Source organism: Amycolatopsis coloradensis, from assembly GCF_037997115.1.
In the GTDB taxonomy this organism is placed as follows: Bacteria; Actinomycetota; Actinomycetes; order Mycobacteriales; family Pseudonocardiaceae; genus Amycolatopsis; species Amycolatopsis coloradensis_A.
Map to the genome: position 1 here is coordinate 7,604,380 of NZ_CP150484.1, position 12,291 is coordinate 7,616,670.

The 12,291-nt window shown below is 69.0% G+C and carries 8 protein-coding genes; all 8 read left to right on the forward strand.

What is annotated here, in order from left to right; genetic code table 11:
- Positions 1–329 precede the first annotated feature (329 nt).
- The 8 genes from LCL61_RS35475 to LCL61_RS35510 are packed head-to-tail and all read left to right on the forward strand — an operon-like array spanning position 330 to position 12,252.
- Positions 330–593, forward strand: a complete 264-nt coding sequence (locus LCL61_RS35475; RefSeq protein WP_340683780.1) for an acyl carrier protein — start codon at positions 330–332, stop codon at positions 591–593.
- A 37-nt stretch (positions 594–630) separates the two neighbouring features.
- Entirely contained in the window at positions 631–1,779 is a 1,149-nt protein-coding gene (locus tag LCL61_RS35480; RefSeq protein ID WP_340683781.1) for an LLM class flavin-dependent oxidoreductase, read from the forward strand.
- Complete coding sequence (locus tag LCL61_RS35485; RefSeq protein ID WP_340683782.1) at positions 1,776–3,005, forward strand: cytochrome P450; 1,230 nt, start codon at positions 1,776–1,778, stop codon at positions 3,003–3,005. The genes LCL61_RS35480 and LCL61_RS35485 overlap by 4 nt, the downstream gene beginning before the upstream one ends.
- Positions 2,998–4,944, forward strand: coding sequence for an amino acid adenylation domain-containing protein (locus LCL61_RS35490; protein WP_340683783.1), 1,947 nt, complete (start codon positions 2,998–3,000; stop codon positions 4,942–4,944). The genes LCL61_RS35485 and LCL61_RS35490 overlap by 8 nt, the downstream gene beginning before the upstream one ends.
- Positions 4,945–4,955: 11 nt before the next feature.
- Positions 4,956–9,713: an amino acid adenylation domain-containing protein gene (locus LCL61_RS35495; protein WP_340683784.1), complete on the forward strand. Its 4,758-nt coding sequence runs from the start codon at positions 4,956–4,958 to the stop codon at positions 9,711–9,713.
- The gene (locus tag LCL61_RS35500; protein ID WP_340683785.1) at positions 9,710–10,684 is read left to right on the forward strand and encodes a thiamine pyrophosphate-dependent dehydrogenase E1 component subunit alpha; all 975 of its coding nucleotides are present in this window, start codon (positions 9,710–9,712) and stop codon (positions 10,682–10,684) included. Before LCL61_RS35495 ends, LCL61_RS35500 begins: the two co-directional genes overlap by 4 nt.
- Complete coding sequence (locus tag LCL61_RS35505; RefSeq protein ID WP_340683786.1) at positions 10,681–11,664, forward strand: alpha-ketoacid dehydrogenase subunit beta; 984 nt, start codon at positions 10,681–10,683, stop codon at positions 11,662–11,664. The genes LCL61_RS35500 and LCL61_RS35505 overlap by 4 nt, the downstream gene beginning before the upstream one ends.
- A 9-nt stretch (positions 11,665–11,673) precedes the next feature.
- Positions 11,674–12,252 (forward strand): TIGR03086 family metal-binding protein, encoded by a 579-nt coding sequence (locus tag LCL61_RS35510; protein ID WP_340683787.1) that lies wholly within the window; start codon positions 11,674–11,676, stop codon positions 12,250–12,252.
- The last annotated feature ends 39 nt before the right edge of the window (positions 12,253–12,291 follow it).

The window sequence follows — 12,291 nt, forward strand, 5'->3', positions numbered from 1 at the left end:
ACCGACGACGGACACCTTTCCGTGCACGCGATGCACGGAAAGCCCCCTTCACGTCATTCCGCACTGATCATTTCGTCGCGTAACCGCGGAAGAACACCGAAGATCGGTCTCGCGGACTGTTGCGGACATCGGAAGCTTCGGGCAACAATGGTTCGAATCGCCCGCATGGACGGATGTCCGGGCGTACTGGGAGGAACGACAGCGAGCACACTGGGGTGACTTCAGCTGTCGTGATCATCGAATGAACCGCCGCGTTTCGAATGCGGCGTGATCACCATTCAGCATTCATCCATCCGCGCCTTCATGCGCGGATTCAGCAAAGGGGACACATGAACGCGGAAGACGCGCGGGCGGAATTGCGTCAGCAGATTTTCTCCCTTCTGAACGAGGTCGCGGGCGGCGTTCTGGAAAACCAGACCATCGAAGCGGACACGGAGTTCCCCGAGACGGGTATGAGCTCCATCGAGTACCTGGCGCTCATCGAGAAGATCGAGACGAAGCTCGACGTGTTCATCGACCTCGAAGAGAACGAGGACCTGACCACTGTGGACAAGTTCTGCGACTACCTGCTCGAACAGGTGCCATCGGCCTGAGGCAGCACGATCGTCCGCCCCCAGACAAAGGATTGAGATGAACGCAAAGGCATTCGGCTGCTTCCTGCCTCCCTTCCACGACCCTTCGGTCAGCCCGCACGCGTCGCTGAAACGCGACATCGAGTTGTGCGGCCTCGTCGACGAACTGGGTTTCGACGAGATCTGGCTCGGTGAGCACCATTCCAGCGGCTGGAGCACGCTCAGTTCCCCGGAAATGCTGATGGCCGCGCTGGCCCGCGAGACGCGCCGTATCCGGTTCGCCACGGGTGTCATCCCGCTGCCGTACCACCACCCCTTGCACGTCGCGGAACGGATCACGCTGCTCGATCACCTCACCGCCGGCCGGGCGATCCTGGGCGTCGGCACCGGAACCTACGTCCACGACATGGAAATGGTCGGGGTGGATCCGGCTTCGGTCCGCGACCATTTCCGTGCGGCGCTGGGGACGGTGCAAGCGCTCCTCAACGGCGAAACGGTCAACACGACGACGCCGTGGTTCACCGTCAAGAAGGCCGTGCTCCAGCTCCAGCCGCTGCGGGGTCCCGGCACCATCGAGACCGTCGTCGCGTCTTCGCTGAGCCCGGCCGGAATCGAGCTGCTGACCGACACGTCGACGACCCCGACCGTCCACGTGGCACCGCCGTGGGGCGCCATCCGGCCCGGAATGGACCCGGATCCGGTGGGCGCGCTGATCGAGCGCGTCGACGCCTACCGGAACAAATCCGCCGGCGGGACACGGATCCGCTGCAACGTCTTCGTCCACATCGCGGACTCCCCCGCCGCGGGCGTCGAAGAACTGCTGGAAGGTTTTTCCGCGCTGCGCCGCGGCCTTTACCGGAACACCTTGGGCATGCCCATCCCGGATTCCCCGGTGGCGCACCGCAAGACGTTGCAGAACCTCGTCGACACGGGCGGGTTCATCGTCGGGGACGCCACGACCTGCGCGGCCCGGATCCGCGACCTGATCGACCGCGTCGGCGACCCGGTGTCGCTGAACTTCTTCGTCCCCAGGTGGATTTCGCACCGCGCGACCCTCGATCAGCTGACCGCGCTCGCGCACGAGGTCGTGCCCACCCTGGCCGGTGGATACGAGGGCACCGCCGAGTCCATCCGGCTCACGTCGGAAGAGGCCGCCCGTCAGTTGAAGTCCCGGACCGAACTGGTCGGCAACGGAGGCGACAAATGAGCACCGCCCCGGTGAAACTGGACTTCAGCTCCGACGAATTCCTCGCCGACCCTTGGCCCATCTACTCCGAGCTCCGGCGTTCGGATCCGGTGCACTGGTCGGCGGCGTTCAACGCCTTCCTGGTCACCAGGTTCGAAGACGTCCAGGCCCTGCTGGCCGACCGCGAGGTCGGCAGCGGGTTCCCGATGCGCAGCAGCCGCCGCCTGTTCGGCCGGACGTTGCTGGACACCGACGGACCGCGCCATCGCGATCTGCGGAAGCTGTTCATGCCGCTGTTCGCCGGTGCCTCGGTGAAACGGCTGCGCACCGAGATCCTCATCCCCGCGGTGGACCAGGTCCTCGACTCGATCGAGGCCGAAATGGGCGCCAAGGACGAGGTCGACGTCGAGTTCATGGAGCGGGTCGCGGTCGGAGTGCCCTACGCGATGGTCACCCGGCTGTTCGGGTTGCCGCCGGAGGACGCCGCCTGGCTGCGCCCACGGGTGCTCCCGCTGGCGGGCGCCATCGAGTTCCCGGCGACCTCGCTGGATTCGGCGCTCGCGGCCAAGGCGGAGCTGATCGCCTACCTCAAGGACAAACTCGCCGACCGCCGCGAAGGCGGCCGGATGCCGTTCCTCGACCTCGTCTTCCCGCCGGGCGAACCGCTCGACGAATCCATGCTGGGCACGGCCACGCTGTTCCTGCTCGCCGGCACCGAGACGAGCGTCGCGACCATCGGCAAGATCATGTACGCGGTACTCGCACACAATGTCGACCTGTCGACACTGGCGGACCAGGAGTACCGGACCCAGGTGGTCCGCGAGACCCTGCGGTGGGAACCGCCGAGTCACACCATCCTGCGGTACGCGACCAGAGACCTGAACCTGCACGGGGTGGACGTCCCGCGCCGGTCCGCGCTCCTGCTGTCGCTGGGCAGCGCCAGCCGCGACGAGAACGCGTTCGAGGACCCGGACTCCTGGCGCCCGGAGCGGACCGACCAGCGGCTGCTGGCGTTCTCGTCCGGTCCGCACACCTGCCTGGGCATCCAGCTGGCGCTGGCGGAGTTCGACACGCTGTTCGAGCGGTTGTCGCACCGGTTCGGCGGCGTCCGGCTCAGCGGTTCGCTCGACGGCGTCCGGCCGGGTTTCTGGCGGCTGCGGGAACGCGGCCACATCTTCCGGCGGCCCGATCACCTCCATGTCCGGCTGGAGCGCAAGCGCACGGGAAGCAGCGGGGCCGATGCCTGATGCGTTCACCGCTCCCTACGATCTGACGACCGAGCTCGCGGCCGAGCCGTCCGAATACCGGCGCGCGAAGGTGGTGCTCGCCGCGTTCGCGGTGACCCTGTGCCGGTGGACGGCGGCGGCCGAGGCCGCGATCTCGGTCGCCGGAAGGGTGATCCGGGTCCACGTCGACGACAAGACACGCGTCGAGGACTTCCTGGATTCGGTCCACCCCGTCGGCGTCGCCGAAGACGGGCCGGTGGATCTCGTACTCGCTTCCCTGCACACGGATCTGCGGTCCGGGGAGGTCAGGTTCGCCACCGCGGTGCCGGACGCCGAGCACGGTTTCGTCGCCGACGTCGCCGCCGCGGTGGGCGAATTGGCCCACCTCGACGGTTCGCTGGAGGACGTGCGCTGTATCGCGCCGGAACGCCGCCGGATCCTCGGCGCGCCGGCCGGCGCCGACGTTCCACCGGCGAGCATCGAAACCCTGTTCCTGGAACAGGCGCGGCTTCACCCGGAGCGGGTCGCGGTCCGTGACGCGAACGCCGAGCTGACCTACGGGCGGCTCGCGCGGGCGGCCGATCGGTACGCCGAAGTCCTGCGTCGTGCCGGGGTGCGGCCCGGCGACACGGTGCTCGTCGCGGCCAAGAGGTCGGTCGGCGAGATCGTGGCGCTGCTCGCGATCATCCGTGCCGGAGCCGCGTACGCGGGCTTCGACGACGACGCGCCGGAGGCCCGGATGGCGCGGATCATCGGCAAGCTGGCGCCCGCGGCGGCGGTGGTCGACGCGGCCACGGCCTGCCATCCCGTCCTGCGCGGGCTCGCCCGGGTCGACGTCTGGGTCCCTGATGGGGAGATCGACGCGGATCCCGAACCGGCTCCCGGCCACGACGATCCACAAAGGACGGCGTACATCGCGTTCACCTCCGGATCCACCGGTGAGCCGAAGGGCGTCGTCGTCCCGCATCGCGCGGTCACACGGCTCGCGCGGACGGCGGAACTCCGGACGCGCCCGGGCGACCGGGTCCTGCGGATGGCGCCGCTGGCCTTCGACGCGTCGACGTACGAGATCTGGGTGACCTTGCTCAACGGCGCGACCCTGGAGGCCTTTCCCGGACGGCTTCCGACGGTCCGGGCACTGGAGAAGTTCTTCACCGAGCGGAAGGTCTCCGTCGCCTGGCTGACCGCCAGCCTGTTCCGGCTGGTCGCCAACTCACGGCCGCAGGCGCTCGCCGGGCTGCGCTGGCTCTTGAGCGGCGGCGAGGTCGTACCGCACGAGGCGGCGGCACGGATACTCGACACCTACCCCGGGCTGGTGCTCACGAACGGCTACGGCCCCACGGAGAACACCACGTTCACGACCACGCACACCGTGCGCGGCGGCGCGGAGATCGACGGGCCCCTGCCCATCGGCAGGCCGATCGCCGGCACGAAGGTCTTCGTACTCGACCGGAACGCCCGCCTCGTCCCGCCCGGCGGCGTCGGCGAGCTGTACGCGGCCGGAACGGGCCTGGCCGACGGATACCTGGATGACGAGACCGAAACGAAGCAGCGCTTCGGCCACTTCTCCCCCGACGTGGACGAACGCCTGTATCGCACGGGTGACCTGGTCCGGCTCGACCCCGGCGGGAACGTGGTCTTCCTGGGCCGCGTGGACAAGCAGATCAAACTCGACGGGCATCGCATCGAAACCGAGGAGATCGGCACCCTCCTCGCCGGTCACCCCGGTGTCCGCGACGCCGTGATCGTCGTTTCCCGGCAGGAGGACCAAAGCCCCCAGCTCGTGGCGGCCATCGTCGTCCACCCCGGCGAGGACACCGGACCCCGCGCCCTGCGCGCGTTCCTGTCGCGGCGGCTGCCGAGCTACGCGTTACCCGCCCGCTGGGTGGTGGTCGACGAGATCCCGCTGACCCGCAACGGGAAAGTCGACGAGCAGGCCCTGATCGCGAACGCCCGATGAAGGAGAAATCGATGAGGTTGTCGCTCGGGCAGGAGCGGCTGTGGCTGGTGCAGCAACTCGACCGGACCAGCGCCGCGTACAACATCCCGATCGTCTTCCGGTTCCACGACGGTGTCGACTTCGACGTGCTCGACCGGGCGCTCGGCGCGCTCGTCGAACGGCATCCGGTGCTGCGCTGGCGGTTCGTCGTGGACGAGACCGGGACACCGGCCGCCGTGCCGACCCCGGGGTTCCGCATCCCGGTGGCCCGGCGCATCGCGGAAGACGACGACTGGCAGAACCACACGGCCGATCTGGTCAGCGAGCCGTTCGACCTCGCGGCGGCGCCGCCCATCCGCGCGATGGTGGTCGAATGCGCCGACGGGTCGGCGGTGCTGTGCGTGGTGAACCACCACATCATCACCGACGGCCGGTCTATCCAGATCGTGACCGAGGACGTCGTCAAGCTGTACCGCTCGGAGACCCCCGCGCCACTGGAAGTGACCTACGAGGAGTACGTCGCGGTGCAGCGCGCGGCCGCCGGCTCGGTGGCGGAGCACATCGACTACTGGCGGCGTGAGCTCGACGGCTACGAGCCGCTGCGGCTGCCGACGGACCGGCCGCGATCGGGCAATCCCGGCTTCGCGGGCGACCATGTCGATTTCGTGCTCCCCGCCGAACTCACGAAGGCCTTCAGTTCTTTCGCGCTGCGGAACCGATGCGCGCTGTCCAGCGCCGTGGCCGCGGTGTTCCAGGCACTGCTGGCCCTCCATTCCGGCCAGGAGGACATCACGATCGGCACGGTGCTGGCCGGTCGTGACGACCGCCGGTTCGCCGACGTCCTCGGCTTCTTCGTGAACACCGTCGTGCTGCGCGCCCGGATCACGCCGTCGATGTCGTTCCGCGAGCTGCTGAAGGTGGCGCGCACCAAGATGGTCGACGCCTACGCGCATCAGCAGGCACCGTTCGATCAGGTGGTCGCGGAGGTCCGGCCGGAACGCGACGCCGGGCGCAACGCGATCTTCGACGTCGTGGTCGTGCACAACGGCGAGATCCCCGCCGACGGCGAAGGCGAGATCTCCAGCGTGCACTGGGCCGGGGTGGCGACCCGGTTCGATCTGGAACTGGTCACCCATGTGCAGGACGGCAGACTGCACGGCTCCCTGGTGTTCCGGACCGGTCTCTTCGACCGCTCCACCGCCACCCGGCTCGTCGGCAGGCTCATCCGGCTGGTCGAGCACACCCTGGCGCATCCCGACGAGCCGATTTTCGAGGCCCTGCGCGGACAGCTCGACTACTGGCGCAAGCAGCTCGATGACCTGCCCGCGGCGCTGGAGCTGCCCGCCGATCACGCCCGGCCGCCGGTGGCGTCCTATCGCGCCGGCTCGCTCTCCTTCGACGTGGACCCCGGAATCCGTGAAGCGGGCAGCCGTCATGACACCACCCTGTTCATGACGCTGCTGGCGGCCTTCGACGTCGTGCTGTCCCGCTACGCCCGCACCACCGACGTCACGGTCGGTGTCCCCGTGCCCGAGGCGAAGATGCTGGTGCTGCGCAACGATCTTTCCGGCGATCCCACCTTCGCGGAGCTGCTCGGCCGCGTGCGGGAGACCACGCTCGGCGCGTACGCGAACCAGGACGTCCCGTTCGAGCGTCTCGTCGAGGAATTGGCGCCGCGGCGGGACTTCAGCCGCACTCCGCTCGCACAGGTCGTGCTCCGGGTGGTGGACGAACCGGTGCCGGACGTCGCACCGGTCGGCACCCGCTCGGAACCGTTCGACCTCGAATGTCTCGTGTCGGACCGGGACGGGGTGCTGGAAGCGCGGATCGACTACAACGCCGAAGTGTTCGACCAGGTCACGATCGAACACTTCGTCCGGCACTTCCGGCGACTGCTCGCGTCCGCCGAGCCGGAGCTGCCGCTTTCCGCTTGGCCGATGATGAGCGATGCCGAGCTCCGGCGGCTGACGGAGGACTGGAACGACACGACCACGGAGCTGCCCTCCCCGGCGACGGTGCCCGCGGTGTTCGCCGCACAGGTGCGCGACCGTCCACAAGCGACTGCGCTGATCTGCGGCGACGATTCCGTGACATATGAGGAACTCGACGTCCGATCCAACCGGCTCGCGCACCGGTTGCGCACGCTGGGCGCCGGACCGGGGACGGTCATCGGCGTCTGCCTGCCGCGCTCCCCAGGCCTGATCACCGCGTTGCTCGCGATCCTCAAGACCGGCGCCGCGTATCTGCCGATCGACCCGGAGTATCCCGAGGAACGCCAACGGCTCCTGCTCACCGACGGCGGGGCACGGCTGATGATCGCGACCGATCTGATCGGCGATCCCACCCTTGGCCAGGAACCGGCGACCGCGCTCGGAACCGAGGTGGCGCCGCGCGATCTGGCCTATGTCATCTACACCTCCGGCTCGACCGGCCGCCCCAAGGGCGTCGAGATCGAGCACCGGTCGATCATCCGGCTGGTCACCGGGCTGCCGGAAGGCATCCTCGGCCCGGACGAGGTGGTCCTGCACGCGTCGGCGATCTCCTTCGACGCGGCCACCTTCGAGATCTGGGGTGCCCTGCTCACCGGCGCGACCTGCGTCATCTCGACCGAGCGGGTGCTCACCGCCCGGCCGCTCGCGAACGCGATCACCCGGCACCGGATCAGCACGGCGTGGCTGACCTCGTCGTTGTTCAACCACGTCGTCGACGAGGACAGCTCGGCGCTCGCCGGGCTCCGGCAGCTGCTCGTCGGCGGCGAGGCGCTGTCCGTCACCCATGTGCGCCGCGCCGTCACCGCGCTGCCCGGTACGAAGTTCTTCAACGGGTACGGCCCCACCGAATGCACCACGTTCGCCACCTGTCACCCGATCCCCGCCCCTGTTCCCGGGAACGCCAAGGGAATCCCCATCGGCCGCCCGCTCGGCAACACGCGCGTGTACGTCCTCGACGAACTCGGCAGGCCCACACCGACCGGGGTGCCGGGAGAACTCCACGTGGCAGGTCCCGGTGTCGCACGGGGCTATCGGGGACAACCGGAGCTCACCGAAGAACAGTTCGTCGCCGATCCCCACGACACCGTCGGCGGCCGGCTCTACCGGACCGGGGACATCGTGCGGTACAACGCCGACGGCGATCTCGAGTATCTCGGCCGTGTCGACGACCAGGTCAAGATCCGTGGTTTCCGCATCGAACCCCGCGAGATCGAAACCGCGCTGCTGGCCCGGCCGGAGATCACGCAGGCCGCCGTCATCGCCCGTGAAGACGGCTCGGGCCAGAAGCGGCTCGTCGCCTATCTCAAGGGCACTTTCGACGACACCACCCTGCGTGCCGGACTACGCCGTGAACTGCCGGAGTACATGGTGCCCTCGGCGTTCGTGTCGCTTCCCGAACTCCCGTTGACCATCAACGGGAAACTGGACGTCCGGGCGCTGCCGGAACCCGAGGACGACCTCCGGCGGGACAAGGCCGCCCCGCCGCGCAACCCGACCGAAGAGAAGCTGGCGGCGATCTGGGCGCAGGTCCTCGGCCGCGAAACCGTCGGCAGGGACGAAAGTTTCTTCGACGTCGGCGGGCACTCGCTCAAGGCCGCGCAGCTCGCCGTCCGGATCGGGGAGACCCTGCGGATCGACCTGCCGCTGCGGACGCTGTTCGAGCGGCCCACCATCGCGAAGCTGGCCGAAGAGATCAACGGCGAGCGGCGGGCAGCCGTGCGCTCGTTCGATCCGCGGGCCAGGCTTCGCGACGTCCTCCCGGAGCAGTTGCCGTCGCGCGGATCCGGCGGCGTTGCGGAGATCCTGCTCACCGGCGCCACCGGATTCGTCGGGGCGTACCTGGTCCGTGAGCTGCTGACCCGCGAGAACGTGCGGGTGCACTGTCTCGTCCGTGCGTCCGACGAACACTCGGGATGGCAGCGGCTGCGCGAGAATCTGGACCGCTACGGCCTTTCCGACGACGTCGACGAGAAGCGGATCAGCGTCGTTCCCGGCGATCTCGCGGCACCCGGACTCGGCCTCACCGACGCGGTGTTCGCACGGCTCGCGAGCGAAATCGACCTGATCTGCCACAACGGCGCCTGGGTCGACGCCCTCTCCAGCTACGAACAGCTCGAAGGCGCCAACGTGGGCGGCACCGGCGAGCTGATCCGGCTGGCGGCCACCACCCGGCTCAAGCGGCTGCAGTTCGTGTCGACCATTTCCGCCGGTGAGGAGAACGGCTCCCGCAGCGGATACGCGGAGACCAAAGCGCACGCGGAGCAGCTGGTCACCACCGCGTACGAACGCGGGATGCCGGCGGCGATCTGCCGCCTGCCCCGGATCGTCGGGGATTCGCGGACCGGGCAAGGGAACACGCGGGACATCATGCTGCGGGTGCTGCGGGCCATCCTCGAACTCGGTGCCGCGCCCGACACCGAGATCGAGGAACCGTGGATCGCGGTGGACGAGACGGCGGGCGCGCTCGCCCGGCTCGGCCTGGACCGGCGGCCGGACGGCAGCCGGTTCGTGCTGGCCGGCGAACGCCCGATGCGCCTCACGTACCTGGTGGGGCTCCTGCGGAGCGCCGGTACCGAGATCGGCACCCTGCCGGTGGCGGACTGGCTCTCGGCGCTCGAAGCGCGTTCCCCCGAGGAACACGCCATCTTGAAGCTGCTCTTCGGATCCCCTTCGTCGAGCGGCCTGCCGAGCAGCGAATTCGAGCCCGTCGTCGTGCCGAGCCCCGATGACGGCGCGCTGCTCCGTTACGTCGACCGAATGCTCGTCCGGACCTCCGCAGAAGGGCTGTCGCGAAAATGACCAGCGAGAACCGGCCGGCCCTGTACCGGTCCATGAAACTGATCCGCGAGTTCGAGGAACGCTGCCTCGCGATGGCCATCGCAGGGGAGATCGACGGCGGTATCCACCCGTACATCGGGCAGGAAGCCGTCGCCGTGGGCATCTGCGCGAACCTGAGCGAACGGGACTTCATCACCAGCACCCACCGGGGACACGGTCACGTGCTGGCGAAGGGCGCGGACCCGCGCCGCCTGCTCGCCGAACTGCTCGGCACCCTCGAAGGCTTCAACAAGGGCCGCGGCGGATCGATGCACGCCGCGGACATGAAGCTGGGCATCCTGGGCGCCAACGGAATCGTCGGCGCGGGCGGCGCGATCGCCTCCGGCGCCGCGTGGGCGGCCAAGGCACGCGGCGATTCCGAGGTCGTCGTCAGCTTCTTCGGTGACGGGGCGATGAGCCAGGGTGTCCTGCTGGAAGCCTTCAACCTCGCCGCGATCTGGTCCCTGCCGGTGCTGTTCGTCTGCGAGAACAACCGGTACGCGACGAGCCTCAAACTCGAATCGGGGCTCGCGGGCGGCGCCGCCCGGCGCGCCGAAGGCTTCGGGCTGGTCTCGCGCGGTGTCGACGGCATGGACGTCGAGGCGGTGGAGAGCGCCGCCGCCGAACTGCTCGAAGGGGTTCGCGCGGGGCGGGGCCCGGCGTTCCTGGAATGCGAGACGTACCGGTTCTTCGGGCACCATTCGGTGCTCGAACTCCTGGGTGTCGAGTTCCGCGATCCCGACGAGGTCGCTCTTTGGCGCACGAAGGACCCGATCCCGCTACTGGGCGATCAGCTCGGCGAAGACGTCGTCGCCGGGATCGACGCGGCTGTCAAGGAAACCATCGACGAGGCGGTCGCGTTCGCGAAGAACGCCCCGTCGCCCGATCCGAAGGACGCACTCATGTATCTGTACGCGGGAGCCACCGCCGTCCGGCCTGGGGTGATCTTGTGAGCGGGCTTCCTTCGCCGGAGAACTTCGGCTACATGCACGCGATGAACCGCGCCCTGCACGCCGAGATGGCGGCCGACGAAGACGTCTTCCTGCTCGGCGAAGACGTCGGTGTCGGGGCGAGCGGCGTCACTTCGGGGCTCCTGCCCCGGTTCGGCCCGGAACGGGTTCTGGACACGCCGCTGTCCGAACAGGCCTTCACCAGTTTCGGGACCGGCGCGGCGATGGCGGGCAAGAAACCGGTGATCGAATTCCAGATCTCCTCGCTGATCTACCTGGTCTTCGAGCAGATCGTGAACCAGGCGCACAAGTTCTCCCTGATGACCGGCGGGCAGGTCCGGATCCCGGTCACTTATCTCGTGGCCGGATCCGGCTCGCGGTTCGGCTGGGCGGGGCAGCATTCGGACAACCCGTACAGCCTGCTCGCGCACGCGGGGGTCAAGACCGTCGTCCCGGGTCTGGCCGCCGACGCCTACGGGCTGCTGCGGGCGGCGATCCAGGATCCGGATCCGGTGGCCGTGTTCGCTCCCTCGTCGTTGCTGGGCGCGACCGATGTGTCCTACGCGGGCGAAGAGGACATCGTGCCGCTCGGGCAGGCGAACGTCGTCCGGGAGGGCGGCGATCTGACGGTCGTGGCGGTGGGCCAGCACGTCGGCACGGCGATCGAGGTCGCCGAGAGCCTCGCCGACCGGGTCGACATCGAGATCGTCGACCCGCGCACGGTCTATCCCTTCGATTGGGAATGCCTGCGCAAATCGGTCGACAAGACCGGTCGGCTGGTCGTGATCGACGACTCGAACCGCATGTGCGGGCTGGGCGCGGAGATCGTCGCGACGGCGGCCGAGGAATTCGATCTGGTGGCGCCGCCGAGGCGGGTCTGCCGTCCGGACGGCACCGTCATCCCGTACGCCCTCGCGCTCGACAAGGCCCTGGTGCCCGGAGCCGGAGAACTGACGGCCGCCATCGACGCGACGTTGAAGTAGGGGAACCCCATGGAAACCTTGGATCGCCACCGGCGGACACAAGACGCCTTCGACGCCGTGCTCGCCACCGTGCGGCCGGACCAGTGGGACGCTGCGTCGGCGTGCGAACACTGGACTGTGCGCGACGTGACGGGTCACGTCATCTGGGGCCTGGAGGTGCTGCACCACCACGCGTCGGGCCGGGAATTCACGGTGGAGAACGGGCCCGCGGGCTCCGAGAAGCCAGGGGAACTGGCGGGTGAAGACCCGCTGGCCCGCTGGCGCGCGACCCGGGCGGCGACCAGTGCCGTCGTCACCGGCGAACTGCTCGATCGGCCCGCTCCCGCGTGGTACGTGGCCAACCGTCCTGATGCGACGGTCACGGACTACCTGGCGCTGCTGACGTTCGACACCCTGGTGCACACCTGGGACATCGGCTCCGCGCTCGGCGTGGACGTGCGCATGGATCCCGACATCGTCGCACCGTCGTTCTCGCTCGCCCGGCTGATCATCAGCCGTACTCCGGGCACTTTCGGGCCGCGGGTGAAACCGCCGGCGGACGCCGGCCCGCAGGCGCGGTTCCTGGCGTTCCTCGGCCGGACGGTCTGAGTCCCGCGGTTTCGCGCGTGAAGGCCCCCTTCCCTCGGC

Bases quoted from the DNA above. Each gene is read 5' to 3' on its own strand.
- LCL61_RS35475 (WP_340683780.1), top strand. From the start codon at position 330: ATGAACGCGGAAGACGCGCGGGCGGAATTGCGTCAGCAGATTTTCTCC.
- LCL61_RS35480 (WP_340683781.1), top strand. From the start codon at position 631: ATGAACGCAAAGGCATTCGGCTGCTTCCTGCCTCCCTTCCACGACCCT.
- LCL61_RS35485 (WP_340683782.1), top strand. From the start codon at position 1,776: ATGAGCACCGCCCCGGTGAAACTGGACTTCAGCTCCGACGAATTCCTC.
- LCL61_RS35490 (WP_340683783.1), top strand. From the start codon at position 2,998: ATGCCTGATGCGTTCACCGCTCCCTACGATCTGACGACCGAGCTCGCG.
- LCL61_RS35495 (WP_340683784.1), top strand. From the start codon at position 4,956: ATGAGGTTGTCGCTCGGGCAGGAGCGGCTGTGGCTGGTGCAGCAACTC.
- LCL61_RS35500 (WP_340683785.1), top strand. From the start codon at position 9,710: ATGACCAGCGAGAACCGGCCGGCCCTGTACCGGTCCATGAAACTGATC.
- LCL61_RS35510 (WP_340683787.1), top strand. From the start codon at position 11,674: ATGGAAACCTTGGATCGCCACCGGCGGACACAAGACGCCTTCGACGCC.